Source organism: Variovorax sp. Varisp41 (assembly GCF_047325085.1).
Taxonomy (GTDB): domain Bacteria; phylum Pseudomonadota; class Gammaproteobacteria; order Burkholderiales; family Burkholderiaceae_C; genus Variovorax.
Genome location: NZ_CP168541.1, coordinates 1,474,413 through 1,500,731, shown reverse-complemented (window position 1 = coordinate 1,500,731; position 26,319 = coordinate 1,474,413). Strand labels below are relative to the sequence as shown.

The 26,319-nt window shown below is 59.1% G+C and carries 27 protein-coding genes; 13 read left to right on the top strand and 14 right to left on the bottom strand.

Going from position 1 to position 26,319, the window contains the following annotated elements; all coding sequences use genetic code 11:
* Nucleotides 1-45: 45 nt before the first annotated feature.
* On the top strand, nucleotides 46-363 hold the full coding sequence (locus ACEN9J_RS38260; protein WP_413765000.1) for a helix-turn-helix domain-containing protein: 318 nt from the start codon (nucleotides 46-48) through the stop codon (nucleotides 361-363).
* Here the strand turns inward: ACEN9J_RS38260 and ACEN9J_RS38255 are convergent.
* From ACEN9J_RS38255 to ACEN9J_RS38240, 4 genes are all read right to left on the bottom strand, one after another.
* The gene (locus tag ACEN9J_RS38255; protein ID WP_413764999.1) at nucleotides 316-876 is read right to left on the bottom strand and encodes a hypothetical protein; all 561 of its coding nucleotides are present in this window, start codon (nucleotides 874-876) and stop codon (nucleotides 316-318) included. The two genes, ACEN9J_RS38260 and ACEN9J_RS38255, sit on opposite strands and share 48 nt — an antisense overlap.
* A gap of 316 nt (nucleotides 877-1,192) precedes the next feature.
* Nucleotides 1,193-2,089, bottom strand: coding sequence for an IS21-like element helper ATPase IstB (gene istB, locus ACEN9J_RS38250; RefSeq protein ID WP_413764998.1), 897 nt, complete (start codon nucleotides 2,087-2,089; stop codon nucleotides 1,193-1,195).
* Nucleotides 2,082-3,614: an IS21 family transposase gene (gene istA / locus ACEN9J_RS38245; protein WP_413765711.1), complete on the bottom strand. Its 1,533-nt coding sequence runs from the start codon at nucleotides 3,612-3,614 to the stop codon at nucleotides 2,082-2,084. The genes istB and istA overlap by 8 nt, the downstream gene beginning before the upstream one ends.
* An 81-nt stretch (nucleotides 3,615-3,695) precedes the next feature.
* Nucleotides 3,696-3,992 (bottom strand): hypothetical protein, encoded by a 297-nt coding sequence (locus ACEN9J_RS38240; protein ID WP_413764997.1) that lies wholly within the window; start codon nucleotides 3,990-3,992, stop codon nucleotides 3,696-3,698.
* A 131-nt stretch (nucleotides 3,993-4,123) separates the two neighbouring features.
* Between ACEN9J_RS38240 and ACEN9J_RS38235 the strand changes: the two genes are divergently transcribed.
* The 8 genes from ACEN9J_RS38235 (at nucleotide 4,124) to ACEN9J_RS38200 (ending at nucleotide 14,785) form a co-directional block, all read left to right on the top strand.
* Entirely contained in the window at nucleotides 4,124-4,321 is a 198-nt protein-coding gene (locus tag ACEN9J_RS38235) for a hypothetical protein (protein WP_413764996.1), read from the top strand.
* A gap of 3 nt (nucleotides 4,322-4,324) precedes the next feature.
* Nucleotides 4,325-5,911, top strand: coding sequence for an N-6 DNA methylase (locus ACEN9J_RS38230; RefSeq protein WP_413764995.1), 1,587 nt, complete (start codon nucleotides 4,325-4,327; stop codon nucleotides 5,909-5,911).
* A complete protein-coding gene (locus ACEN9J_RS38225) occupies nucleotides 5,901-7,253 on the top strand; it encodes a restriction endonuclease subunit S (protein ID WP_413764994.1) in 1,353 nt (450 codons plus the stop codon). The genes ACEN9J_RS38230 and ACEN9J_RS38225 overlap by 11 nt, the downstream gene beginning before the upstream one ends.
* Nucleotides 7,250-8,197, top strand: coding sequence for a DUF4268 domain-containing protein (locus ACEN9J_RS38220; protein WP_413764993.1), 948 nt, complete (start codon nucleotides 7,250-7,252; stop codon nucleotides 8,195-8,197). The genes ACEN9J_RS38225 and ACEN9J_RS38220 overlap by 4 nt, the downstream gene beginning before the upstream one ends.
* Nucleotides 8,198-8,230: 33 nt before the next feature.
* Nucleotides 8,231-11,431, top strand: a complete 3,201-nt coding sequence (locus tag ACEN9J_RS38215; RefSeq protein WP_413764992.1) for a type I restriction endonuclease subunit R — start codon at nucleotides 8,231-8,233, stop codon at nucleotides 11,429-11,431.
* A gap of 72 nt (nucleotides 11,432-11,503) precedes the next feature.
* Nucleotides 11,504-12,862, top strand: coding sequence for an AAA family ATPase (locus ACEN9J_RS38210; protein ID WP_413764991.1), 1,359 nt, complete (start codon nucleotides 11,504-11,506; stop codon nucleotides 12,860-12,862).
* Nucleotides 12,863-12,884: 22 nt separating this feature from the next.
* Nucleotides 12,885-13,919, top strand: a complete 1,035-nt coding sequence (locus ACEN9J_RS38205; protein WP_413764990.1) for a DUF4435 domain-containing protein — start codon at nucleotides 12,885-12,887, stop codon at nucleotides 13,917-13,919.
* Nucleotides 13,920-13,954: 35 nt separating this feature from the next.
* On the top strand, nucleotides 13,955-14,785 hold the full coding sequence (locus ACEN9J_RS38200) for an OST-HTH/LOTUS domain-containing protein (protein WP_413764989.1): 831 nt from the start codon (nucleotides 13,955-13,957) through the stop codon (nucleotides 14,783-14,785).
* Nucleotides 14,786-14,833: 48 nt separating this feature from the next.
* Here the strand turns inward: ACEN9J_RS38200 and ACEN9J_RS38195 are convergent, their stop codons facing one another.
* The 9 genes from ACEN9J_RS38195 to ACEN9J_RS38155 form a co-directional block, all read right to left on the bottom strand.
* The gene (locus ACEN9J_RS38195) at nucleotides 14,834-16,210 is read right to left on the bottom strand and encodes a site-specific integrase (RefSeq protein ID WP_413764988.1); all 1,377 of its coding nucleotides are present in this window, start codon (nucleotides 16,208-16,210) and stop codon (nucleotides 14,834-14,836) included.
* Nucleotides 16,182-16,454: a DUF6538 domain-containing protein gene (locus ACEN9J_RS38190; RefSeq protein WP_413765710.1), complete on the bottom strand. Its 273-nt coding sequence runs from the start codon at nucleotides 16,452-16,454 to the stop codon at nucleotides 16,182-16,184. The genes ACEN9J_RS38195 and ACEN9J_RS38190 overlap by 29 nt, the downstream gene beginning before the upstream one ends.
* 165 nt (nucleotides 16,455-16,619) lie before the next feature.
* Nucleotides 16,620-18,152: a DUF6538 domain-containing protein gene (locus ACEN9J_RS38185; protein ID WP_413764987.1), complete on the bottom strand. Its 1,533-nt coding sequence runs from the start codon at nucleotides 18,150-18,152 to the stop codon at nucleotides 16,620-16,622.
* 399 nt (nucleotides 18,153-18,551) lie between these two features.
* Nucleotides 18,552-19,280, bottom strand: coding sequence for a hypothetical protein (locus ACEN9J_RS38180; RefSeq protein WP_413764986.1), 729 nt, complete (start codon nucleotides 19,278-19,280; stop codon nucleotides 18,552-18,554).
* The gene (locus ACEN9J_RS38175) at nucleotides 19,270-19,770 is read right to left on the bottom strand and encodes a hypothetical protein (RefSeq protein WP_413764985.1); all 501 of its coding nucleotides are present in this window, start codon (nucleotides 19,768-19,770) and stop codon (nucleotides 19,270-19,272) included. The genes ACEN9J_RS38180 and ACEN9J_RS38175 overlap by 11 nt, the downstream gene beginning before the upstream one ends.
* Nucleotides 19,771-19,975: 205 nt before the next feature.
* A complete protein-coding gene (locus ACEN9J_RS38170; protein WP_413764984.1) occupies nucleotides 19,976-20,707 on the bottom strand; it encodes a hypothetical protein in 732 nt (243 codons plus the stop codon).
* 47 nt (nucleotides 20,708-20,754) lie between these two features.
* Nucleotides 20,755-21,219 carry a hypothetical protein gene (locus tag ACEN9J_RS38165; protein ID WP_413764983.1) on the bottom strand — a complete coding sequence of 155 codons (465 nt, stop codon included), beginning with the start codon at nucleotides 21,217-21,219 and terminating at the stop codon, nucleotides 20,755-20,757.
* Nucleotides 21,220-21,502: 283 nt separating this feature from the next.
* Complete coding sequence (locus ACEN9J_RS38160) at nucleotides 21,503-22,306, bottom strand: autoinducer binding domain-containing protein (RefSeq protein ID WP_413764982.1); 804 nt, start codon at nucleotides 22,304-22,306, stop codon at nucleotides 21,503-21,505.
* An 899-nt stretch (nucleotides 22,307-23,205) separates the two neighbouring features.
* Nucleotides 23,206-23,973: an SOS response-associated peptidase gene (locus tag ACEN9J_RS38155; RefSeq protein ID WP_413764981.1), complete on the bottom strand. Its 768-nt coding sequence runs from the start codon at nucleotides 23,971-23,973 to the stop codon at nucleotides 23,206-23,208.
* Nucleotides 23,974-24,064: 91 nt separating this feature from the next.
* Here ACEN9J_RS38155 and ACEN9J_RS38150 point away from each other — a divergent pair, with 91 nt between their 5' ends.
* The 4 genes from ACEN9J_RS38150 (at nucleotide 24,065) to ACEN9J_RS38135 (ending at nucleotide 25,622) form a co-directional block, all read left to right on the top strand.
* Complete coding sequence (locus tag ACEN9J_RS38150) at nucleotides 24,065-24,538, top strand: hypothetical protein (RefSeq protein WP_413764980.1); 474 nt, start codon at nucleotides 24,065-24,067, stop codon at nucleotides 24,536-24,538.
* A 278-nt stretch (nucleotides 24,539-24,816) separates the two neighbouring features.
* Nucleotides 24,817-25,182 carry a hypothetical protein gene (locus ACEN9J_RS38145; RefSeq protein ID WP_413764979.1) on the top strand — a complete coding sequence of 122 codons (366 nt, stop codon included), beginning with the start codon at nucleotides 24,817-24,819 and terminating at the stop codon, nucleotides 25,180-25,182.
* A gap of 1 nt (nucleotide 25,183) precedes the next feature.
* Entirely contained in the window at nucleotides 25,184-25,420 is a 237-nt protein-coding gene (locus ACEN9J_RS38140; protein ID WP_281081775.1) for a hypothetical protein, read from the top strand.
* Complete coding sequence (locus ACEN9J_RS38135; protein ID WP_203208192.1) at nucleotides 25,407-25,622, top strand: hypothetical protein; 216 nt, start codon at nucleotides 25,407-25,409, stop codon at nucleotides 25,620-25,622. Before ACEN9J_RS38140 ends, ACEN9J_RS38135 begins: the two co-directional genes overlap by 14 nt.
* A 180-nt stretch (nucleotides 25,623-25,802) precedes the next feature.
* Here the strand turns inward: ACEN9J_RS38135 and ACEN9J_RS38130 are convergent, their stop codons facing one another.
* Nucleotides 25,803-26,159: a helix-turn-helix domain-containing protein gene (locus tag ACEN9J_RS38130; RefSeq protein ID WP_413764978.1), complete on the bottom strand. Its 357-nt coding sequence runs from the start codon at nucleotides 26,157-26,159 to the stop codon at nucleotides 25,803-25,805.
* Nucleotides 26,160-26,319: the final 160 nt, after the last annotated feature.

Here is a 26,319-nt window from a genome sequence, read left to right as displayed (position 1 = left end):
AATATAACGTGGTTTTTATTGTCTCTTGGTTCGAGCCTTCTGTCTATGCAGAAGCAAGTTTCACGGAGAGGCAGACCGCTTGGAGCGAGAACGTTTGAGCTCGCGCCTGCCATTGCATTTGGGGCGGTAGTTCGATCACTCCGTACCGCTGATGGGATTGGCCAAGAGGCCTTGGCTCACACTGCCGGTGTAGAACGATCGCACATGGGAAAGATTGAACGCGGTGAGCACATGCCAACCCTCGCCATGATTTTGCGCATCGCACATGCGCTCGGCCGCTCAGCTGGTGAACTTTTGCTGGAGACTGAGGCCGCGTTAGCTGAACGGCATGGCTCCGCTCTTTCCGCAGGGAATGACTCTTGACTCGTCAATCGAGATTTTTTCACCCACGGCCACCGTGGAGTTGTTAAACGCCAATCGATCCTCGCGCGAGAAAGCGATTCGTTCAGGCGGCTCGGATGTGTCGTCGCCGAAGCGAAGTTGGACGCGAACCGGCGCAACTTTCGCAGTGTCGGGAGCATCTTCGACATAGATGTCCTGCAGGACGCGGCGCGTGGCTTTGCCGATCGCGGCGGCACGTTCATCGAACAGTTCCGGGCCACGTCCAGTTCGAGCTTCTCGGAGGTGAACCTTTTCGCCGTGCCGAAACAACAGCAATTCAAGCCTGGACATCTCCCGAGCGAGGCCCGATTTCTGCATTCCAACTCTGGAGTTGAACATCGAGCCACCATCACCTAGATCGCGCAAGGCACCGAGCCCGAGTTCGCCGACCTGGGCAAAATGCCGAAGCATGATCTGAAGGCATTCGACATGCAGATCGTCGTGCAGTCGGCCAACGGCCGTGCAGCGATGCATTGCAAGTACATCGATTCGCATGCGTCGCTCTATGGCTACCGTCCCTGACGACAGCACGGCAAAAACCTAGAACGGCTTGAACGTGCGCGCGAGTTCTCAGTGCAGAGTTACGTCGATGCCGCGCATGCGTTCCAGCGGCAAAAAAGGAGAGTCGATGCTGACAGATGGCCAAATCCTAAACAATTTGGAACGGCACCAAACCAAACCGAAGTTTCCGCTCGCCAGTATTTCCGTTCTTTGCAGAGACTGTTAGCGCCAGCGCAATCGAGATCAGCAGTGCCAGTCGAACATTGACCAGGGGCTGGAGCTGGTTCCGTTAGGAGCCAGCTGTGAATAACTATAGGTTGGATGCCTCGGTGGGTCCTCCTTTTCTTGAACTGATCGTTGGTATTCCCGAGCCGTCAGGCGAGGCCCCTTCCTCCGCGGCCTCGCTCACCTGGGCCGCCGCTGTCTTCCTGGTCTGCTCGCGCGTCTTGATGCGCCCCTTGGCTTCGTGCGTACTGTGGCGGAAGCGGTAGGACTCGTTGCCCGTCTCGATGATGTGGCAGTGATGGGTCAAGCGATCCAGCAGCGCCGTGGTCATCTTGGCGTCGCCGAACACACTGGACCACTCCCCGAACGTCAGGTTGGTGGTGATCATCACGCTGGTGTGCTCGTACAGCTTGGACAGCAGGTGGAACAACAAGGCGCCACCGGCCTGGCTGAACGGCAGGTAGCCCAACTCGTCGAGCACGACCAGGTCCATGCGCACCAGACTCATGGCGATGCGTCCGGCACGTCCCTGGCTCTTCTCATGCTCCAGGGCATTGACCAGATCGACCGTGGAGTAGAACCGCACTCGCTTGGCGTGCCGGGTGAGCCCGGCAATCCCCAGTGCCGTGGCCAGGTGGGTCTTGCCAGTGCCTGGGCCACCGACCAACACCACGTTCTGCGCATCCTGCGTGAACGACAGGTCCGCCAGTTTCTGGATCAACGCGCGGTCGACCTGTGAGACGGAGAAGTCGAACCCGGCCAGGTCGCGGTGCATGGGGAAGCGCGCCGACTTCATCTGGTGAGCAATGGAGCGCATTGCCCGGTCAGCATCTTCGGCCTGCAGCAGGTGCTCCACCAGCCAGCGTGATGCGGCCAGGGTCGTATCGCCGCCTTGCTCCGTCAGATCGGCCCAGGCCGTGGCCATGCCGTTGAGCCTCAGCGCCTTCAGTTGGGCCTGTACATCGATGGAGGTCTCACGCATGGCCAACCTCCTGTCCGTCCAGATGATCCTGGTGGGTGGGGCGCAGCCGGTCGTAGCGCGCGGTGTCGACCTTAGGCGCCTGGGTGAGTCGCAGGGACGTCTGCGCTTGGTCTGGCGTGGCCGGGTTGTTCAAGCGGGCCAGTACGTTGCGCACGTGCACAACGCTGATGCTGCCGCTGGGCGCTCTGCCTTCGAGCACCAACTCGATGGCCACCAGCACCGCTTCCAGCCCGGCCTGCGGCACCACGGCCAGCACCTGTGCCATGACCCGGTCTCCTCCAGGGTGCCTGAGCAGCGACTGGCGCAAGCGCAGCAATGGCGCCGGCAGGTCCAGGAACGGCGTGCCGTTGCGCAAGGCGCCCGGCTTGCGCTGCACCAGCTCGATGTAGTGCTGCCAGTCGTAGCTGGTCTGGCCGCTGCCCGGCAGCCGGGCATGGCTGGCCACGACGGCGTCTGCGGCCGCTACATCGATTCGCTCGGGATAGACGCGGGTGCTGACGATGTGGCCGGCCCACTCGCACGGTACGGAGTAACGGTTGCGCGCGGCGGCCACTAGGCAGGTGCTGCTGACCCGGGCCAGCCGCTCGACGTAGCCGTCGAAGGGGGCTGGCATGGACATGAGGTGAGGCTTCTCTAACTCCCACATCTCGGCCACGGTGAACTGCCGGTGGATCGGGTGCGTGGTGTCACTCCACACCGAACAACACCGCTCACTCAGCCAGGCATTGAGTTCGATGAACGAGCCGAAGCGCAGGGTTGCGGCTTCGATCCAGATGCGCCGGCGACTGTCCTGCACGTTCTTCTCGACCACACCCTTCTCCCAGCCGGAGGCGACGTTGCAGAAGTCGGGGTCGAACAGGTAGTGGCTGCACATGGCAGCGAAGCGCGCGTTGACGGTGCGCTGCTTGCCGCGCTGCACCTTGTCCACGGCGGTGCGCATGTTGTCGTAGATGCCGCGCCGGGTGACGCCACCGAGTGCCTGGAACGAGCGGGTGTGGGCGTCGAACAGCATCTCGTGGCCCTGGCTGGGGTAGGCCACCAGCCAGAAGGCTCGACTGGCGCACAGCTTCAGGTGCGCCACTTGCACGTTGTAGAACACACCACCGACGACCATGGCCTCGACGCTCCAGTCGAACTGGAAGGCCTCTCCCAGTTCGAAGCTCATCGGAACGAACGCCTTGGCCGGACTGGCTGCCGACTCCACCCGCCAGCGCCGGATGTAGTCGGTGACGGCGCTGTAGCCGCCGCGGTAGCCCTGAGCCTGTATCTGGGCAAACAGTGCACGGCCACTGCGCCGTCCTTGCTTGGGGCGATGGCTGTCGGTTGTGAGCGCTTGATGCAGGGCCGGCTCGAACGCTGTGAGCTTGCCGTCGAGCTTCACCCGCTCGTACTTCGGCACAACATCGCTGGGCGCCTTGAGCCACTTCTTGACCGTGTTGCGCGACAGGCCCGTGCGCTTTGCGATCTCACTGAGAGAGAGTTGGTCGCGCAGCCTCACGCGCCTGACCTTGCCAATCATGTCTATGGTGATCACCTTGAATCCCTGCTGAAATTCTCAGCAGGTCAGTGGAACACCCTGGTCAATATTGGATTGGCACTTTGCGGTTTAGCTGGCCAAGATTGCGCTGGCACTAACAATCGACGTGTAGTCGTGAAAGATGAATAGGAAGGACGCGTTCTTGGAGTAGATGATGCAGTCGCCATCCGACAGAACCTCCGAGTAGCGATTTTTCTCGAGATCGCGGAAGGGATTTGTGCCATGTTCATGCTCATAGCTGGCCTCCAATGTGGCGTGCACTGTCTTGTTCGCGAATGACACTACCATCACCTGACGATCCTCCCGGTAGATCACGCCGAACTTCCGAAAGTACTGTCCCTTGCCCAGGAAGATGATGTACTCCAACAACTCCGGCCCTGACACTGGGATCGTGAACTGGACTCCGTCGTTTGCTTGCTCAACCGTGTGCAATGTCGCCGGCTCTTTTTTGCTTCTCGAATCGGATACATTCCGAAATCCGTAAAGAATACGTAAAGATGCCTCGCACCTCCGACCGCCAAACCGCCCCGGTCAATCTACGCATGTCCCTAGAGGTCAAGGACCTGCTGCGCTTGGCTGCGGAACGTGAGCACCGCACCCTCTCGAACATGCTGGAGCGGCTGGTCCTGCAGCACTGCGAACGCGAAGGCATCGAACTACCGCCCGCCCCCGTATCTGGGAAGAACACGAAGTAGCGAATGAACCAGGACCTCAAGAAAACCCTTTGGGCCGCCGCTGACAAGCTCCGCTCGTCGATGGACGCAGCCGAGTACAAGCACATTGTCCTCGGCCTCATCTTCCTGAAGTACATCTCGGATGCCTTCGATGAGCGTCGTGCAGCGCTCGAGGCCACCTTTGTCGACGAAGGCTCTGAGTTCCACCTGCCCGATGCTGCCGACCACGCCGAGGCCCTGGAAGAGCGCGACTACTACACCATGGCCAACGTGTTCTGGGTGCCGGCCCAGGCACGCTGGGAAAGCATTCGTGCCCTGGCCAAGCAGGCCGATATCGGTGTGCGCATCGACGCGGCACTGGAAGCCATCGAGGCCGACAACCCGCGCCTGAAAGGCATCCTCGACAAGCGCTTCGGCCGTACACAGCTCGAACCAGGCCGCCTGGGCGAACTGGTCGACCTGGTGTCTACCATCGGCTTCGGTGAGGGTCACCACGCCAAGGACCTGCTCGGCGAGGTCTACGAATACTTCCTCGGCCAGTTCGCCAGTGCCGAGGGCAAGAAGGGAGGCCAGTTCTACACGCCGGCCTCCGTCGTGAAAGTGCTGGTCGAAGTGCTCGCCCCGCACCAGGGCCGCGTCTACGACCCCGCCTGCGGTTCTGGCGGCATGTTCGTGCAGAGCGAGAAATTCATCGAGGCGCATGGCGGCAAGGCCGACGACATCAGCATCTACGGCCAGGAGGCCAACCCCACTACCTGGCGTCTGGTGGCGATGAACCTCGCCATCCGCGGCTTCGCCGCCGACCTCGGCAAGGAGCCGGCCGACACCTTCCACCGCGACCAGCACCCTGACCTGCGCGCCGACCACGTGCTAGCCAACCCGCCGTTCAATATCAGCGATTGGGGTGGCGAGCGTCTGGCCGAAGACCGGCGCTGGGCCTATGGCAGGCCACCGGCAGGCAACGCCAACTACGCTTGGCTGCAGCACATCCTGCACCACCTGAGCCCGCGCGGCCAAGCCGGCGTGGTGCTGGCCAACGGCAGCATGAGCAGCAACCAGAACAACGAAGGCGCCATCCGCAAAGCGATGGTCGAGGCCGACGTGGTGGACGTAATGGTGGCCCTGCCGCCGCAGCTCTTCTTCAACACCCAGATTCCAGCCTGCCTGTGGTTCTTGGCCAAGGACAAGACCGGCGCTGCGGTCCCGGGCGGCAAGAAAGGTCGCGACCGCCGCGGCGAAGTGCTGTTCGTCGACGCCCGCAAGCTCGGCCGCATGGCCACGCGCGTGAACCGCGTGTTCAACGACGAGGACGTCGCGCTTATCGCCGCCACAGTGCACCGCTGGCGCACTGATGGCGAGGACGGCGCCGACCAGCCCTATGCCGACACGCCAGGCTTCTGCCGCGCCGTAAAGCTAACCGAGATTGCTGAACACGGCCACGTGCTGACACCAGGGCGCTACGTGGGCGCCGAGGTCGCCGAGGACGACGAAGAGACGTTTAGCGAGAGGATGGAAGCGCTGACCTCGCAATTTTCCGAACAGGTTGCACGCGGTGAACAGTTGGATATCGTCATTCGAACAAATCTAGCGAGGCTGGGCTATGACCTCTGACGAAGAGTGGTTCCGGCTACGGGAATTGAGCGTGCGTATCACGAAGGGAACGACACCGACCAAAGGTGAGGGTTTCGTCGCCCAAGGGGTCAACTACATCAAGTCAGAGTCCATCACCTCTAGTGGCTTGATTGATACATCCAAGTTCGCTTTCATTGACTCAGAGACACACGAAAAACTTGCTCGTTCGAAATTGCGCGCCGGCAATGTTCTGTTCTCAATGGCTGGGGTATACCTCGGCAAGACGGCGGTCGTTTTGCCAGAGCACTTGCCAGCAAATACGAACCAAGCGGTAGGAATAATTACACTAGACGAGTCGAAAGCCGACTCATACTTCATCCACTATTCTCTTCAATCCCCAGTTTGTCGTGACTGGGTGCTGCGCTCAGCAGCGCAATCTGCACAACCCAATTTCAATCTCCAAGAGATTGGAGACCTGAGAGTGCCAGCGCTTTCGCTTGAGCGACAAAGGGAAATAGCGAGCGTGCTGCGCTCACTCGACGACCGCATCGACCTCCTGCGTCAAACCAACATCACCCTCGAATCCATCGCCCAAGCCCTATTCAAGAGCTGGTTCATCGACTTCGACCCGGTACGCGCCAAGGCCGAGGGCCGTGTACCCGAAGCCCTGGACGCCGCCACAGCGGCCCTGTTTCCCGATGAGCTCGATGATTCGGCACTGGGGTTGATTCCGAAGGGGTGGCACATCAGCACACTCGCCGAGCACGTAGTGACCGAACGTGGCTTGAGCTACAAGGGTGCGGGCCTATGCAGCGCCGACGAAGGTTTGCCAATGCACAACCTCAACTCGGTGCTCGAGGGCGGCGACTACAAATATTCTGGAATCAAGCACTACGTGGGCGACTACAAGGACCGGCACATCGCTCTGGCTGGTGACGTCATTGTGGCGAATACCGAGCAAGGTCACGAACACCGACTCATTGGCTTCCCGGCTATCGTCCCTGCGCGATACGCGCGAGCCATCTACTCGCATCACATCTACCGAGTGCGACTGAAGCCGGAGAGCGCCTTGACGACTCATGTGCTGTACTACACGCTGATGGCACCGACAGTTCGAGAGCAAGTCATCGGATGCGCGAATGGCAGCACCGTGAACATGCTGAAGAAGGCAGGCTTGGAGATTCCGCAGTTTGTTTGCCCATCTGCTGACGTAGCGAGGGCGTTCGAGGAATTCGCATATCCGCTTCGCCAGCAAATGGAGGCCAATATCAAGCGGTCGGAGGTGCTCACGGCACTGCGCGACGCCCTTCTCCCCCGCCTCATCTCCGGCAAGCTCCGCCTGCCCGAAGCCCAAGTACAACTCGAGGACTGCCCGGCATGACCCCTCCGCTCGGCAAACTCCAGCGCCTCAACCTGCGCGAAGTCTGGAAGCACGAAACCACCGAGTTCACGCCTTGGCTGGCCCTTGAAGACAACCTTGACCTTCTGGCCAAGACGCTCGGCCTGGTTGAGCTGGAACTGGTGGGCACCGAGCACTGGGTAGGTGATTTCAAGCTTGATGTCCTGTGTTCGGACGATGAGGGTCAGGTCATCATCGAGAACCAGCTTGAAAAGACCAACCACTCCCACCTCGGCCAAATCCTCACCTATGCCGCCGGCGTCGGCGCCCGCAAGGTCATATGGCTGGCCGAGTCCTTCCGCGCCGAGCATGTGGCGGCGCTGGACTTCCTCAACCAGCACACTACCGAAGAGTTGAACTTCTTCGCCGTCGAGGTGGAGCTCTGGCGCATCGGCGATTCGCCCATGGCCCCCAGCTTCAACGTGGTGGCCAAACCCAACGACTGGACCAAGACCAGCAGGGAGAGCGCCAAGGCTGCCACGACCACCACGCCGACTAAGCAACGCCAACTGAAGTTCTGGACGGAATGGGCAGCCTGGTTGCAGGCCAAAAGCTCGACGCTGCGGACACAGAAGCCACTACCCCAGCATTGGACAAACATGGCACTCGGACGGGCGGGCCTGCATTTAGCGGCGACCGTGAACTCCAGAGAGAGCCGATTGGGCATGGAGGTCTATATCGGCCATGCCAACTCGAAGTCGATGTTCAAGCAGCTCCAAGGCCAGCAGGCCAGCATCGAGGAGGCCCTGAAGGTCAAACTGCAGTGGAACGAACTGCCGGACGGTCATGCCTGCCGCATCCTGCACGTCCGCCTAGATTCACCGCTGGAAGACGAGTCGCAATGGCCCGCCTACTTCGCTTGGCTGGAAGACGCGGCCCTGCGCATGTCCACCGTCTTCCGCCCTCTGGTTAAGGCGCTAACCTGAAGAGAGCAACTCACAAGAACAAGGAGGAGCCTCGTGTCCATTCTTCTGGAAGACCACCTCGAACAGGCCACGTTGCAGTGGCTAGCCAGCCTCGGCTGGGACACTGCTTACGGTCCCGCCATCTCTCCTCCTGACAGCAAGACCCCGGGCACGGAGCGCGACAGCTACCGCCAGGTCGTACTCGCGCACCGTCTGCGTGCCGCCATCCAGCGGCTGAACCCGCATATCCCGACCAGAGCCCAGGACGACGCCGTGCGTCGTGTACTGGCGCCCAATATTCCCGGCTTCGTCGCGGCCAACCGGCGGGTCTACCGGTGGCTGGTGGAGGGTGTACCTGTCGAGTTCCAGAAGGACGGCGAAACCCGCGGCGACCGCGTCAAGCTCATCGACTTCAATGACCCGGCACGTAACGACTGGCTGGCCACCAACCAGTTCTCCATTCAGGGCCCCAAGCGCACCTGCCGACCCGATGTGCTGCTGTTCGTCAACGGTCTGCCGCTGGTGCTGCTCGAGCTGAAGAACCCCGGCGACGAGAACGCCGACATCTGGTCGGCCCACAACCAGCTTGAGAACTACAAGCAGGACATCCCTGACCTGTTCGCCTACAACGCGCTGCTGGTCATCACTGATGGCATCTCGGCGCGCCTGGGCTCGCTGACCGCCGACCGCGAGCGCTTCATGGCTTGGCGCACCATCGACGGAGTGACCGCCGACCCGCTGGGCGAGATGCGCGAGCTGGAGACGCTGGTCCACGGCATTTTCGAGCGCCGCCTCCTGCTGGACTACCTTCAGCACTTCATCTTGTTCGAGGACGAGGGCCAGTTGGTCAAGAAGGTGGCGGGCTATCACCAGTTCCATGCAGTGCGCGCCGTGGTCGAAAGCGTGCTCGTCGCCTCCCGACCCGGCGGCTCCCGCAAGGGCGGCGTGGTTTGGCACACCCAAGGCGCCGGCAAAAGCATTGAGATGACCTGCCTGGCCGGCAAGCTGATGGGCCACTCGGCGATGGCCAACCCCACCCTGGTGGTGGTGACCGACCGCAACGACCTGGACAACCAGCTCTTCGGTGTGTTCGCCGGCGCGGCCGAACTGCTGCGGGAGACGCCGGTGCAGGCCGACACACGCCCCAAGCTGCGCGCGTTGCTGGCCAACCGGCCCTCGGGCGGCATCATCTTCACCACCATCCAGAAGTTCAGCCCTGGCGAGGATGAGGACAGCTTTCCGGTGCTCTCGGAGCGCAGCAACATCGTCGTTGTTTGCGACGAGGCCCACCGCAGCCAGTATGGCTTTTCTGCCCGGCTGACGGGTGGAGAGAAGAAGAGCAGGGCGGGCGCCACGCGCGTCGTCGCGGAGGACGCATACAACATCGCGATGGCCACGGCGCTCACGACGGGAGCGCCTGGGCAATCCGGAGTGAAGTACGGGTATGCCCAACATCTACGCGACGCCTTGCCCGGCGCCACCTTCGTGGCGTTTACCGGCACACCGGTCTCGCTGGAAGACCGCGACACCCGCACCGTATTCGGCGACTATGTGCATATCTACGACGTCGAGCAGGCCGTCAAGGATGGCGCCACGGTGCCCATCTACTACGAGTCGCGCCTGGCCCGACTGGAGCTACGCGAAGACGAGACACCAGCGCTCGACGACGAGGTCGAAGAACTCACCGAGGACGAAGAGGACGATGCCGCCCGCGCTGCACAAATGCGCCGCTGGGCCGCCCTGGAAAAGCTCGTTGGCGCGCCGCCGCGCATCCAGAAGGTTGCCGCCGACATCGTCGAGCACTTCGAGAACCGGCAGACGGTGATGGACGGCAAGGCGATGGTTGTGGCGATGAGCCGCGACATCTGCGTCCACCTCTATGACGCCATCGTCGCGCTGCGACCCGAGTGGCACGACGCCGACCCGGAAAAAGGCGCCGTCAAGATTGTGATGACAGGCTCGGCCTCCGACAAACCGCTGCTGCGACCGCACATTTACAGCAAGGACGTGAAGAGGCGGATGGAGCGCCGCTACAAGGACCCGGCCGACCCGTTCAAACTCGTCATCGTGCGCGACATGTGGCTGACGGGCTTCGACGCGCCGTGCATGCACACCATGTACATCGACAAGCCGATGAAGGGCCACAACCTGATGCAGGCTATTGCGCGCGTGAACCGGGTCTTTGGCAGTAAACCCGGCGGCCTGGTGGTCGACTACATCGGCATCGCAAACGAACTGAAGGCCGCACTGAAAGACTACACACAGGCCAAGGGCAAGGGCCGGCCCACCATCGACAGTGCGGAAGCACTGGCTGTGCTGGAAGAGAAGATGGATGTGCTGCACGACCTGTTAGACGGCTGCGACTACGCAGACTTCCGCGCCCAGGCTTGGCAGCTGCTGCCAACGGTCGCAAACCATGTGCTCGGCCTGGACGACGGCAAGCGCCGCTTCGCCGACAACGTGTTGGCCGCGACTAAGGCTTTCGCGCTATGCGGCACGCTGCCCGGAGCATTGGTCCACCGCGATGAGCTAGCTTTTCTGCAGGCGGTGAAATCGGCCATCACCAAGCACGAAACCAAGGACAAGAAACTCAGCGACGACCAAAAAGAACACGCGCTGCGGCAAATCATTTCCAAGGCGGTCATCAGCGCCGAGGTAATCGACATCTTCCAGGCGGCAGGGCTGAACAAGCCAAACATTGGCGTCCTGTCCGATGAATTTCTCGAGGACGTGCGCCACATGAAAGAGCGCAACCTCGCCGTGGAACTGCTGGAGCGGCTGCTGAAGGACGACATCAAGTCGCGTTTCAAGACCAATGTGGTGCAGCAGGCGAAGTTCTCGGAGCTGCTGCAGCAGAGCCTGACCCGATATCGCAACCGCGCAGTCGAAACTGCGCAGGTCATCGAAGAGCTCATCGAGATGGCAAAGAAGTTCCAGGAGGCTGCGCGCCGCGGCGAGGAACTGGGCCTCAATCGGGACGAGATGGCGTTCTACGACGCGCTGGCGGCTAATGAGGCCGCAGTACGCGACCTTGGGGACGCGACTCTGAAAAAGATTGCGGTAGAGCTGACGCTGAGCCTGCGCAAATCCGTCACGGTGGATTGGGCGGTACGTGACTCAGTGCGAGCCAGACTGCGTGTGATGGTGAAGACACTGCTCCGTCGCTACAAATATCCGCCAGACCGGCAGGAGGAGGCAACCGAGACTGTGCTGAGGCAAGCAGAATCACTGTCGACCGACTGGGTCTTTGACTAGCCCATTTTCAATCGCCAACTCTGGCTCACCCAAGTATTCACTCGAGTCCAAGCCGAAAATTCAAAGGAAAAAATGATTAATACGCTGCAGCGCATTTGCATCAAAGGCCTACACGGCCGAAAGAATATTGATGCCATCATTCGCGACAACTCTCTAATCCTCGTCGGCGAGAACGGCTCCGGTAAGACGACCTTTCTAAGAATAGTATTTTATTTTTTATCCGGACATTGGCTTTCACTCGCCCAATTCAAGTTTGACTCAATAATCGCGACCATCGGCGGGGTGGAGTACCGTGTTTCTCAGGAAGAGCTAGCAAAAGCCTTCAAAGAAACCGACCGCCGACTACTTGCAGAAATCCCGCCTCAAATGCGTCGACGCGTCATGAATTACCTAGAACGAGGAGAATTTGAGCAAGCCTCCGCAGAAATGGCGCGATTCGGACCGCGATACTCCGTGCCCCCCGAGCTAATTCTTCGCCAACTTGAATTCTTTGAAGACAAACCACGCGGCGCGAAAAAGGAATTGCAAGAGACGATTCAAAAGATTCGCAAGGCAGTGAACGCCCAAATTCTCTATTTGCCCACATATCGACGCATCGAGCGAGAGCTCGGGAGCATTTTTGAAGGCGTTGACTCGGAGGAATTTCGGCGCAACAAGGGCAGGGGCAGGCAAACAGATAGTGGCTCGTCGTTCATAGAGCTCGTCGAATTCGGAATGAAAGACGTTCAAGCTGCAATCGACAGAAATCTCGAGCAGCTAAAGGAATTTGCGCGAGAAAATCTGAACAATCTCACACTACGATATTTGGGCGACGTGGTTAACCGCGACTACCAGAATGTAGGGATGGAATTCTCGGCGGTCTCGGACGACACGGTGAGCTCCGTGCTTGACCGTATTCACGAGAATATCCTCACGCGAGAGCATAAAGAGCACATCTTCTCCGTCATCAACTCGGCACGCTCCTCACAAACACCAACCGAGCATGAGAAAATAATCTACCACTATTTCTTGAAGCTTCTTCATTTTCAAGAATCTCTTCAAGAAAAAGAAAGAAGTATCACAAGCTTCTGCGAACTCTGCTCGCAATATATCGTAGACAAAAGATTTGTTTATGATAGTGCAGCCTTTTCCTTCTGCATTGTGCCTTCGAACGAAAGCGAAAAAACTATCGAACCTGGCGAATTGTCGTCAGGGGAAAAGCAAATTGTCTCTCTCTTCAGCCACCTCTATCTTTCTGGACAAGATAGATTCTTCGTTCTAATAGACGAGCCGGAGTTATCACTTTCGGTACCGTGGCAGCGAAGACTCCTAAGGGACATTCGCAACGGCGGCTTCTGCGCCGGCTTAATTGCCGTGACCCACTCCCCATTCATATACGACAACGAGTTGCGAGAATATGCCCACTCGCTTGGCGAGTTCATGGCAAATTAAGGTCTAGGAGGAGATTTGCCAGATGGATATGCTAAAAATACACCAAGAGGCGCTGACCGAAACGCCCACGGCCTATCACGAATTTCTACTAAAGTATCGCCCGAACGATGGAGTGGTCTATGGCCTGGTAGAGGGCAAGCATGACCCGATGTACTACCAGAGCATCATTGAACAAGCGCTACCTGAAGGATGGAACGTTGAACTAATCCCGACAGGTGGCAGAAGCAGTACGCTTAAGGCAATGGAGAACTTCGATTGGAACCGCTATCCTCGCGGACGGATATGTTTCTTTGTGGACCGCGATTTGAGCGAGTTCATAGCCGAGATAACCCCGGATGCCGACAATCTCTACATCACAGACAAGTACTCCATTGAAAACGAAGCGATTTCAGTTGGCGTTCTTAAGAGAATTCTCTCCGAGGTTTTTAATATCTCCGAGTTGAGCGAGCAAGAACAATCTAAAGTCAAGGCAATATTCGAGGGTAATTTTCAGGTTTTTTCCGAATCCTTAAGCGTCGTCATGGCCCAAATTATTGCCTGGAGACGCAATAATGAACGTCCAAATCTAAACAATATTACTGTCGAAGACTACTTCACGTTTGAAGACACCGAGCTGAGACTCAAATCTGAATTCGCATCCAAGGATTCTAGGCTTCAGCATTCGGCAAAATGCGCCGGAGTCTCAGTGGCCTCTGCAGAGGATATTGCAACGGCGGAGCAGGAGTTTCTGGCGAAAGACGGTTTGCAAAAATTCGTCCGCGGAAAGTACTGCATCTGGTTTTTTCTCGCATGCGCATCGAATATCCACCGCAATATTTCCGGCATCGCTGCACGATACACGCAAACCCCAAAGCCGAAAATTGCCGTTGGGCCCAAAAATGCAATAGTGGTGATTGCACCTAGACTTCGATGCCCCGACTCCCTCAGGAGCTTCATTCGAGGGAATTATGAGAAGTACCTTCACGCGTGCAGGGACGGGACGAAAAACAATAGCCACATTCAATCGCAAAGGAAGAGCTTTCTTTCCTCCGTCTTCGGCAGACTGCTCGGTGCTTAACTGGTTGCGGGCGGCAAGCAATGAACGACGGCTCAATGCCTGACCTGCAGCGGGGCGTGCAACGTCTTCTTGGGCGTTGCATGTTGCGAATTCAGCAGTACGAACGCGTGATGAAAGCCATCATTGCGCATCACGAGCTGGCTGGGCCAGTCGACGTCCTCGAAGCGCAGCGCACCGAACGCGTTGCCAGGTGGTCAGACAAGACCCTGGGAACCTTGGTCAAAACGCTGTTCGACAGCTACGTGGTGCGTGACGGTTATGAGCGGGAGGTGCTGCCGGACGACAAGGTGGCGACTGACCGAATCTCGTTCGGCTTCAGTTTCCGGATGTCCATGCCTGAGGAGCGCTGGAGCATGACCAAGGCGGCGATTGAGGACCTGGTCAACATGCGAAACGACCTCGTGCACCACCTCATTGAACGCTTCGACTTGTGGACCGAGGAAGGTTGCGTCAACGCGGCCCTTCACTTGCAAGACTGCTACGAGGAAATTGACCGGCACTATGAGGAGTTGGTCGGCTGGGCCAAGTCGATGGACGACGCCAACGCCATGGTGGCTTCGTTCGCACAGACGCCGGACTTTCACAATTTCCTCTTCAATGGCATCGCTCCGGACGGCAGCTTCGAGTGGCAGGACGCGGGAATCGTCAGAGCGCTTCGGCACTCGGTCAACGCCTTGGGCGTAGGCGGATGGGCGTCACTCAACAGAGCCCAGGCACTGATTGCCGAGACGTCGCCAGAGCAGACGCCGGAAAAGTATGGGTGCCGGACGTGGCTTCAGGTTTTGAGCGAATCTCGCTTGTTCGACCTTGAATATCGGCCTGACGAGAACGGCCGCAAGACCGCATGGTTTCGCCTGCGGGCGTAGCTGCGAGTTGGCCTTCCCAGGGGAAAGGCGCCGGGCTACCAGGCCGCCTCAGTACTTCCAGGCGCGGTTCACGTGGTCAAACGGGTCAGCAACATGCAGATGCAGCAGGTCAAGTTCGTCGTAGCGCAGCTGTTTGATGGCCAGTGCCAACGGCGGGAAAGGGTATTGCCGGTCCTTGTCCTTCATGTATTCCCGCGATGAAACTTTCGAAAGCCAGTGCCCGGTGAGGGCATCCCGAACCTCATCGGAGATGCCGCAATCAGTGCATCGTTGTTTGAAGGTGTATCGAAGGCTATGGAAGACCAGCCGCGGGTCATTCAGCCCGATTTCGTCCAAGTACCGTCCGAACCACTTTCCGAGGGCGTTCGACCACAAGCGGTGCTCGTTGTCGTTCCTCTGAGACGGGAACACGTGCGTCTGGCCGTCTAGCTTTTGCCTTGCCACGTAGCTGAGGAAGCCACACTTGATGACTTCGTCATGCATCGGAACATATCGATAGCTACCCTTAGTCTTTTTTCTCTGGTCATGCTCCAGGTCTTCAATCCGAATACACCAGACCCCGTTGATTCGCAGAATGTCGGCGACACGAAGCTGCGCAATCTCCTCGATGCGCCCGCCAACGAATGGGCCAAGCAATGGGGCCCAGTAGCCTGATTCTTTATGTTGCCCGCCGAGCGGCCGCTTGCCCGTGTAGACGGGAGAACTGAACAACGTCACCAACTCCGACACTTCGAAACGGCGGCGGTCATCCGATGCGGGCCGTCGCGGAAGGCTGTCATATCGGACCTCCCTGAACGGATTGCTGGAGATGCGATTGGATTTCCTTTCGAAAAAGTCCCAGATGGTTGCCAGTCCACCCACGTTATTCATGATGGTGCGCCGGGTGAGCCCTTCTTCGTATAATTGGTCGCGGTACCCTTGGGCCTTCTCAAGGGTGATGCTGGTCATCGGAAGCTCGCGATGCTTAGCTTCGAACTGCTGAACGTAACGCCGAAAGTCGTTGATGGTCCGAACTTTGACCTGCGACAGCCGCCACGATTCGAAGGCAGTTTGCATCGTCGGGAGTTCTCGCGCAGCGACTGGGACCGCCGACGGTAGGACAAACAGGTTGCCTTGGATGGCATCGTATTGTTTCTGGAGCGTTTCGATATCGGCGCGCATCAGTTCGCGCAGAAGCAATCTGTAGGCCCCCGAACCCGGCGGAGCGATGAGCCGCTCGTCCTCAAGAAGAACTTGGGCCACCTCTTCCACGTGCGAGAAGTCCTCTCGCGCCGCGGCCCTCCTCTTCAGCTTCAGGCCGTACTCAAAGTCGGCCAGACGAGCGTCAAGCTCGCCGTCGTCCTCAACGACTTGCCGCTCTTCCATATCAGTCTGCAAGTGCGAGTACTCGAAACGCTCAAGGATGGGCGGAAACGAACTGCTCAATCTCCTCAGGCAGCCTTTGCAGTGCCTCTTGGAGCGAATCGGTTTTCAGTGACTGCCAGAACGTCTCGCTCTTGCCACCGAAAGCATGTGGAACATCGGAAGGAATCTTCCGCTTGAAGTAGTAAACCTCGCCACGTCGATGAAGGTAACGCTGGCTTGTTGGAGCGGAAGCTTGGGGACGTCTGCGAATGGCAAGTGACTTCAGTTGCAAGGTCGAGCATTGAGGTTCGCGCCGCCAGAACATGAAGTGAGTCGAAGCGTGCACGCGGCGTTTGAGATGCCAGGAATTCTCCGGAACCCCCTCGGCGAAGCCAAGCAAAAGAGAAACGGGTTTGTGAGCGCGCTCACAAACCCGTTCAAATAGTCGAGATGCGCGCACCGCTGCCCGAGGCCGGCGCCGAAGCGTGCCTTAGGCCAACAGGACTTCGACACCCTTCATGGGTTCGGCGACATGGAGATGCGAGATGTGCAACTCGTCATACCGCAGTAGCTTCAACGCCTCGACCAGCTTCGGAAACGGGTATTGCCGGTTTTCCGCCTTCATGTAGGTCCGTCCGGCGTCCGAGTTGCTGACCCAATGCCCCGTCAGCGCGTCGCGCACCTCGTTGTCGATGCCACAAGGCGAGCACTGCTGGCGAAACCTGTATCGGAACGAGTGGTAGTCCACGCGAGGGTCATCGAGGCCAATGGTGTCGAGATACCGACCGAACCACTTCGCCAGCGCATTCGACCAGGCGCCGTGGATGTTGTCGTTGCTCAGAGAGGGAAACACCCGGTCATGGCCTGCACTGACTTGGTCGGCCACATGCACCAGGAATCCACACCGAATCATCTCGTCGTGCAACGGAACGCGGCGGAAACTCCCGATGTTCTTCAAAACCTGGTCTTCACCCGGATTGCAGATTCGGATACACCATACGCCGTTGACGCGGTGGATGTCGGTCGTCCGCAGTTGCGCGACTTCCTCGATGCGGGCGCCCAGAAATGGCCCGAGCAACGGCACCCAATAGGCGGCGTCCCTCGCCTGCCCCTTCGGCAGATGACCTTCGGTGTACAGCCGGCTGCCATACAGTTGGTTGAGCTCGGCGATTTCATACGCGCGCCGCTCCTTCGGCGGCCGCGCCACCGTGACCGACTGAATCGCCATGTTCTCGAAGGGATTGAGAGCTAGGTGCTCAACGATTTCGCGCTGGTCGTGCCGAAACAAGGTGGACAGGTGGCCAATGCGGTTCTCGATGGTGCGCACCCCTAGCTGACGCTCGATGAGTTGGTCGCGAAGCGCTCGCGCTTGCTGACGGGTGATGGCCTCGACGGCGAGCGGCCCGTGAAGCTTGCGGAAATCCATGACCACCGACTCCACCGCGGCGATGCTGCGCTCACGCGTCTGTTTCAGCTTCCAATCCTCGAACAGATGCAGCATCGTCGGCCGAATGTCTCGCGTGGTCGTACCTCTGGAGCTCTGGCTGGCTCGTCGCGGTGCAGCTGGCGCCCGTCGTATTTCATCAGCGCGAGCCTGCGCTTGGGAGTCCGGGAATACAAGCGCGCGAAGCTGGGCCAAACTCGCTTCGATGCCCTTGAGGAGCTCCGCGTGAGGCGGCGGCGCAGCTGTTGATATACCGTGCTTCAAAGGCTTCAGGCCTAGGTCGGTGGCCAGGCCCGCTCGAGTCAGTCGTTGCCGCGCATGCGCCTTTCGATGGGTGGCCACGGTCAATTCGAACTCGGTGTTCTCGACGGCCAGCAGCACGCGGGCTTTTTCCAGCAAGTCCGTGCTTAAGGACCTCCACAACGTGCCTTGGCATTGCGGGAACGCCTCACCGCAGTCGGTTGGAATTTTTCGTTTGAAGTAGTAGGTGCCGCCGCGCCGGTACAGGTACCGGGGCAACGAAGCGGACGGTTTTCCAGAAGAAGCGCTGGTGGGGACGAGCGCCAGACGAGCGGACATGTCGATGTTCCATAGTCGGTTGGGCATCGACCCCTCGGGGAACAGCAGAGCTCAGAGCAAAAGGTGCCACCCGAGCGGTTGAAAGCTGCTATCCCGAAGGGCCATCGGGGTAGCACCGGCGCTCGTAAACGGAGTAGCAGAATCAGGCGCAAAAAAGGAAAAAACCGTTGCAAATCAGTGACTTGCAACGGCTCTTCGCTTTACTTGGCGGAGTGGACGGGACTGCCCAAACCGTTGTAAGTCGTTGATTTTGCTAGGTGTGGTAGCAAAAACACTCGAAAAACCGAGCGCAGTTATGCTACTACAACTATGCTCCGCCAACGGGCGTATTTGGCAATGACCAGTCGCTCACTCATGGCCGCGTCTTAGTACTTCAGGTCATTGGCAGGTCGGCCTAGGCTAGAACTTGGCGAAGACGTTCTGAATGAGGGTCTCGACATGCGCTGCCGCTTTGCTCTCGCCGACAGTCAATGTGTTGGGGTGGCCGCAGCCGTTCCTCAACTTCAGACATCCCTCAAGCTCGTCTTTGACGTTCTTGCCGAGCACCGAGATTGCCGCAAGGACTTGAAGGAATTCGTGCTCTTTCATCCGAGCAAGATCATCGGCGGTTTTTGCGACCTTCCACCTAACGTCGCGTTTGGTAGCTTCCGCGTTAAACGCCGCGAGGTGTGACTTGACCACTTGATCGTAAAGCACCGACACGGCGCCCACCCATGAAAACACGATCGCTGCTCGATACAGCTTTGCCTCAAGGGCGCCCAAGGCTTCCTCAAGGAATGATTTGGTGCCGACGTTGCTGATCGAAGGGAGGTGCTTGCGAAGTCCCGATACTGCCACAGTAGTTGCGCCCGGAAGGATCGGGCCGCAGATCGTAGCGACGTGCTTCTTCCCGGCCGACGTTAACTCCCAACCCATGTCAGTTCGGATGACTAGGTTCGACGCTTTCAAGAAGGCTGAGGAAATGCTCCAGTCTTTAGCCGAGCGTTGTCCAGCCTTGATTGCCAGCCTCCGAACGTCCTCGACCTTGCGCGCGGCGACCGGGTCAAGCGCCAAGCAGATCAGCAGCTTGTCGCGCTGAGAAAGGCCCTTGTTTGATAGAACCTCCTTGAGCTGCTCACTACTGAGCAAGGCTGGCCCTCAGGTCCTTTTCGGCCGCTGCAGTGAGCGCATAGGTGTTCTTCGACGGCTCATTCAGCTTCGATTCCTTGGTGAGCGTATAAAGGGCTCTAGAGAGATTATTTACATAGGTTTGCTTGAAATGCGACGTTGCGGTGCGCATCTCATCGATCAGCGTTTGACGACTAAAAGTGGGCAGCCTCTTGACCAAAGCGAGGTGGGCAGCCGCAGCCAACACTAGTTCGCTCCCCGACTTGACCTGAAGCCTCGCAGCAATCGTTCCAGTCGTCATCTGCAATTGACCGGCGTCCACAGATGCCGGTGCCGGCTGTTGGAGGGGGGCGGCTGCGTCATTGGTGGTTGGGGGCGCTATGTTCGACTTCTGATATAGCTCCGCTACTGCAGATAGAAGAGCCGGGAGTTCAACCCTCAAGAAGTCCTCCGAACCCTCGTACTCGACCTCGATGGGACCGAGTTTGATCTTGATCTTGCTGACTGACACAGGCCTCCTACCAATTGGTTGTGTGCCTCAATTTTGCAACAAAAAATCCAGTAGTGGTACTGGCCAAATGCCTACTACCTCAGGACTTGGCCAACCCTACCTTCTTCCCGCTCCATGAGAAAGGATGACCGACCGGAAGGGAGGCCGCCCAACTCAAGGACCGCTCTCAGTCATGCAACCCGGAGAGCGCAAGCTCGCCTGGGTCTCAAAGCGGACAGCGCGGGACGACCATTTCCGCAAGCTCTTCCAGCGAGTATTCCTGGCCGTAAACTTGAACGTTTACATGGTCCAATTCGTGGCCAATGATCTGGCAGCGAGCTTCAATTGGGACCTTGCTGTGCATCAAAAAATTGTTGAAGGTCTTGCGAAAACTGTGGAAAGTTTGCTTGCCGCCTTCGTAGCCAATCGCCTTTTTATGCGCGTCCAGGAGCTTGCGAACTGGGTCACTTGCCCCCTTCCCGTCCGGCCTTTCTTGGAAATTAAACCCGCCGCTGGACTTCACGAACTCGAACAACGGAACGAAGAATTCCTTGGGCAGCGGCACAGGCCGCTTGCCCGCTTCGGTCTTGTCCTTGTCGATATAAATGTAGTGAGTGCCGGCCGGTGAGATTTTGAAAGCCGCCTTGGTGAGCGCCGCCAAAGCCGACACGCGAACTCCCGTGATCAGGCCCAACGTGGTGATCCAGTAGAAGCCCGGTTCCGTGGTCTTGCTCTGTGCGAACTGGGCGTTGCCGAAGAGAGTTTGAATGTCGGCCAGATCAAAGGGCTTGGAGCCTGCCGCGTTCTTTTGCTTGCGAGTGAGCAAGTTGCGATCAGCGGCCGGATTCTCACCCTTGAAGAGCTTCTGCTTTTTCGCAAAGTTGAACAGCGCGCGAACGGCGCCGACCTTCTTATCAATCGTGCGCGGTGTGTTGCCACGCGCAGCCAGGAACTCCATGTACTTCGTGACACTGTCTTCGCCAATGTCTACCAGTGCAGGGCCCTTCAAAACTCATCCAGCTCCTTGGCCGTGGCGGTGTAGTCGGTTTTCGTTGCGTCGCTCAAGGTGCTCTTCAGAGTGAAGAACTTGCCCACCAATCCGGGCAGCGTCAACGCGCGTTCAGTGGGAGCAGTCACCTTCGGTGGCTCAACGACAGCCGCAGGCTGTGGGCCCTGCGCAGCCTTAGCCATGAGCTTGAGAGCTTGCATGAGGCGCTTGTGGTCTGCCGGGTCCGTAGCGCTCGCGATACCCCGAGACAAATCAATCTCATACTTCGAGGGGTCGAGGCCTTCGAACCTGAAATTTTCAAGCTTGGGTTTGTGCAGATCGATCACACGCAAGAACTCGATAGCTCGCAGTTTAGCGGTGAGGGGGTCGTCCGTTCCAAGGCTGCGCTTGAACTGGACGCCCCGAATGCGGGTGTGAATGTAGTAGGTGCTACCCCGCAGGTACACAGGCAGTTTCAGCATAGATTGCTACCAAAACTGCTACCACCACCAAAGGAAAAGCCCTTGCAAGTCATTGACTCACAAGGGCTTCTAAGCTTGGCGGGGTGGACGGCACTCGAACCCGCGACCCCCGGCGTGACAGGCGCGGGGTCGCATGTTCAGAATGGACGCATCCTAATTGTTTGCTTGAGAAACGTATGCATATTGTGTGCTCGCATCTGAGATCCGAGCGTCAACGTTGCGCTCGTTGCGGTTCGACATGCCCAGGAATTCCGAGGCAGTATCTATTGTGGGTCCTGTGTAGTTACACCAGCAGGCCGCGGCTCACAACGCGTGCGATGGCAGCTACCTTATTGGCCACGGACAGCTTCTCGATCACTTTCTTCATGTGAAACTTGATCGTGTTTGGAGAGACCTCGAGCAGGATGCCAGCTTCTTCGGATGTTTTGCCGTCTGCCGTCCAGCGCAACACCTCGAGCTCTCGATCCGACAGAAGCGGAAAGTCGTCGGGTTCGTCCACGCGCACTTGAGCTGACAAGTGCCGGTGGGCGGCATCGGCGAGCAAGTGAAGATGGTAGCCAGGGATTGCAAGTTCGATGGACGTGAGCTTTTCGTGGGAGCGAGCAACTGTCAGCATGCCAACGGATCCATCTGGGTCGAAGAACGATTTAGCCCATCCGTAGCGCAAGCCGCTTTCGCGTGCCTCGTCCCAAAACTGAGGGGTGCTCCTGAAAAGTTGGGCACTCCATATGAGTGGTGCATGGGATCGCAAGCCGTGCGCCACGCTTGGATCGATGGCGAGGTAGCCAGCCTCTTGGTAGCGCTGCTGCCAAGCCGCGCTATAGTTGTTGATCATCCGCGTCTTAGGACGCGTGAACGAGTCAAAAATTCTGACGCCGTAGGCGCAACGCTCGAAACCAAGCCGTCGCGCGCACCGCGTGATCACGTCGAACTTAGCCTGTAGGTTGTTGGCGCGGACCAGTGCCCTCTCCATGTCGAGAAAGAATTCGAAAGGTGAGGCGGAGTCCTCATTCACTCGAGGCTTGTAGAGCCGAATGCCGCCGCCAGGGCGTCGCTCAAGAAGCGGCGCCTTCCTTTTCTTTCGCATGGATCGGTTCCCTTACTCGAATGTGATGCTGGGGATGCTGGGCTTCTCGCGACGTGCGGCAGTCGACCCGGTGGCTTCTTGGTTCATTCGAGTGCAGTCTAGAAAGGACCATCTCGCCGCACAGCGACAAAACTTCCACCCTTTCCGCCAATGCTTAAAAGCGGGCCACGCGTCGAGAAGTTGCGCTGCGCACGATGAATACCTTTGTCCGACTGACGATGAGGAAGTAGGCAGGAAGGCTGATACCGACGTGACAGAAAGGCCTCGTCGCAGCGGACCGCGCAAAGCAGGCGTATCACGCCATGCTTTTTCTCAGGACTCGACCACGCGGGGACTTCACGAGCCGACCAATAAACGCGCAGGATCAGCCGGGTCGAGTAAACGATGCCTGATCCAGTTCACCCGGGGAACACACGGCACGTAAATGCACTAACGCCGTTCGTACTCACAGACTCGTAACGTTGTACGCCGCGTCATGCCTGAAGCCAGCGAAGACTCACCAGCTCGTGCAGCACCTTTCACCATGCTGAGCACGGCCATTCGTGCATGACATCCAGAGGCTCGGAAATGTTTTGAACAACTCGCACGTTCCGCGCACGTACATACGCCGCTGTTCCCTGCCCTGCATCCTCAAGGGAGGAAGTTCGCTCTACAAGCCCGAAACAATGGCGTGATGTCGAGCCAGGTATGGCGAACGAGTCAGGCAACGCGATCACAGCCGTCGGCGCTCTCACTACTGCTGAGGCCAAGTAGCGCAGGAGCCAGCACCGATGTGTTGCTTTGCCTCGCACTTTGTGATCGCACCGAATGCGCGCTGGACTCCGTATCTCGAATGCCATCAACTGGGCAGTAGCCCGGCCCTCGGCTCGTCGGTTTCCGCCATGGGCCGCGGTGGAAGCTCAGCCTTCTTCCGAGGATTCGACTTCTCGCTGTTGACCTGCCTCGGCCGCCTCGGGCACGGTCGGCGCCGGTGCGGCGTCGATCAGGTGAACGGGGATGAGCTCGACCATCTCTCGGGCCTCCTGCGGTGAGCAGGTGAGCCAGCGATCAATGTCGTGCTCCTCGATGGCGACGACCGAGCGCTTGTCTTGCACCTCGATTGGCCTCTTCGTCGCCTTGTCGACCTCCGGCTTGTGCATCCTGGCCATGATCGGGTGCAGGTTGGCGCTGATCGTGATCATGGTGAAGCTCTCCCACATCTCACCGGTCTCCCGGTCCAGCCAGGGGCTCCATAGGCCCGCGAGCGCCCAAGGGCGGCCGTCCGTGCGTTTGAAGCGCCACCACACGTTGGCGCCAGTTTCCCAGCAGGGTTCATCGAAGCTGTCGGCGAGGATCACGCACCGCCGGCTGTGGGTCCATGCATCCTTGAAGGTCGGCTTCTTCTCGATCCCATCGAACCGGGCGTTGTAGGTCGACAGCCGCTTGGACTTCGTCTCGCCTCTTCGCGGCTTGTTTTGGGGGATATGGCTCGGCGAGTGCGCTGGGATCAGCCCCCACTGCCCTGCCACCAACTCACGCTCGTACTCGGTTCGCTCGCGATCGCGGCGGATGAAGACGCCGGTGGAAAGCGGCCGCATGCTGCGCATCCAGCGCTCCGCGCTGCGCGCGCCGATGTACCAGGCAAATTCGATCTCGCGGTCTTCGGGGGTGATGTAGCGGGTGCACATGGCTTGGCTGAATTCTGCACTCGGGAACCCATTGACGGTCGGGTTGGGACGGGTCGATACTGTATTTTCATACAGTTATTGGAGATTATCCATGGACATCACCCCGCCCCTGCCAGGCGCCGAGTCGGCGCCCGACGACCCCGTTTCCAATGGGGAGTTCATCCGCCTTGCGACGCGACGTGACGCCAAGCGCGACTGGACTCGACGCTTCAGCGACGAGTACCAGCGCCTGCATCAGGGCCGCGTCGACATCGAATACCTGACGTTCGAAGCTCATGCGGTGTACCCCTTCCTGAGCCATCGGCCTCCCGAGGAGTGTGCGCGTCAGCGCTTCGGTTTCGACACGGGCGCGGACCGCTTCGAAGTTCAAGCCGAACAGAAATTCCGCACGCTGGCCGGCAACATCGGCCTGATCAATCACGGGCAGCCGCTTCCGGAAGATCTCAAGGAATTTGCGCACGGCGTCGCGGAGCTCTGCGCAGCGTCCGCGGAGCAGTACCGCCATCCGCGAGACGGTAGCGCTGGCGATCACATCCGGGCGACCTTCTGTGCGCTGCCCTTTTGATGGACAAGTTGGCGCCTTCTCTGTGTGTCCGAAGCAGGCTGCAGGCCCGAGAGCCTGCGTCGTTCCAGGGAGTCCGCACTCGCCACCGCTTAGCGGGTGTTTTCTTTCGACGCAAGCGATCCGTCGTTTGCCGCTGGCGCGCAGCGCGAGCGGGCGGGCGTCGTTGCTTCGCGATCGCAGTGAAGGCCTCATTCCCCCGCGGCTTGCCGTGTTGACCTCAACCTTTTTCATCGACAACCGGACCACACAGAAAGCACGAAGCCTTGACTGGATGCGCCATGAACAACACTGAACTTTTTGAGGTCGAGGCGGCGATCGACGCGCCGCTGAACTTCGACATCCTGCTGCAACCTCACCGCGTTGCCTTCATCGCCAAGCTCTTGGACTACCCGCACGCCACGGCCGATGTGGTGCGTGTGTCCGAGCAGCGCTTCACGCGTGAGCTCGAGCGCCAGCTCGGCGAGGATGTGATGCCGGCGCTGCGTGCCTATCAGAACGCCTACGAGTCCAGCGGCGCGGACCTCACGAAGGACGAGCTGGCGCTGGCGCAACGCTGGGCCAAGGCCTATGACGCCGCACGAACCGCGGGCTTCCGAGATCTCGGGGACACCGACGAGGCGTTCTTCGAAGTTCGGCCGGTTTGAAGTGGACATCCAGGCCGAGTACGCGGCCATGGCCAGACGGGCCGGCGAGCTGGCGCCGGACGAGCCGCTGCGCCCTACCCTCCTTGAATTTGCCGAACTTGTGGTCGGCATGTGTGCCGAAATCGGCCAACACTATGGTGACTGGGACCGCAACGCTGGCGATCACATCCGGGCGGTCATGTACGACGTGCCCGGTCTTCTCCCCCCACCTCGACAATCGCCGGATGAGCCAAGCTGATTTTTTCCTGTCCGAGACCTCCGTGCTGGTCACACCCGTCTGGTACAGCGACGAGGTGCAAGACATGCGCGAGCTGCCGATGGCGCCGGGCGACTACAAGGTGACGCCTGGTGCGCGTTGGTCTGTCACGTCGGTCAAGGACGGCGCGACGATCTACGAGGGCATCGGTCCCGTGGTGATCCGGCGCGCCAACGGCGCGTGATCCCATTGAGCCGATGAGTCTCTCTTGATTGAGAGACTTGTTGCACAGGAGGCAAGCTAACGGCCTTCGTCCTTAGCCGCAGGCTTCGCTCAGGAAGCGGCCGCGAGCCGCGGCTGCCACCCACGCTGCACTGGCCAGGTTGCATCTGGCATATCGATGCATTCTTGCCCGAACGGGTCGTCAGGCGACAGCGGCCCCTCCGCGCTCGACCTTGGCCTCGCCGGCAGGACGAGTCTGCCGCTTGCGCGCAACGCCAGACGCGCGCGTGCGACGCGGCGCCGACGGTTTGGCAAGGGAGCTCAGACTATCAAGCATGATCACAGTGCCCGTTTCAGTTCTGACAGCTACGGTCAGTTCTCCGCCCATTGCTTCTATGTACTTGCGCAATGTAGAGAGCAGCAGGTCTGGACGCTTCTCCAGCTGAGCCACAGCGTTTTGTCTGACATTGAGAACGCGCGCCACTTCCTCCTGGGTCTTGACCAACGCAGCGCGGACCTCCGCCAATGAATCCGCATGACGAACCATCTCCTCTGCCAAGACGGTCGCTTTGCTCTGGATGAGCTTTTGATCCTCGACGGAAAACTCTTCGATGATGCTTCGCAGCGTGGCGCTCGTGTTGATCCTTCTTGTCCTTGGCGAATTTCTTCAGGTGGGCGTCGAACCTCTTGTCGGCCGTGTTGATCAGGGCCTTGTAGAA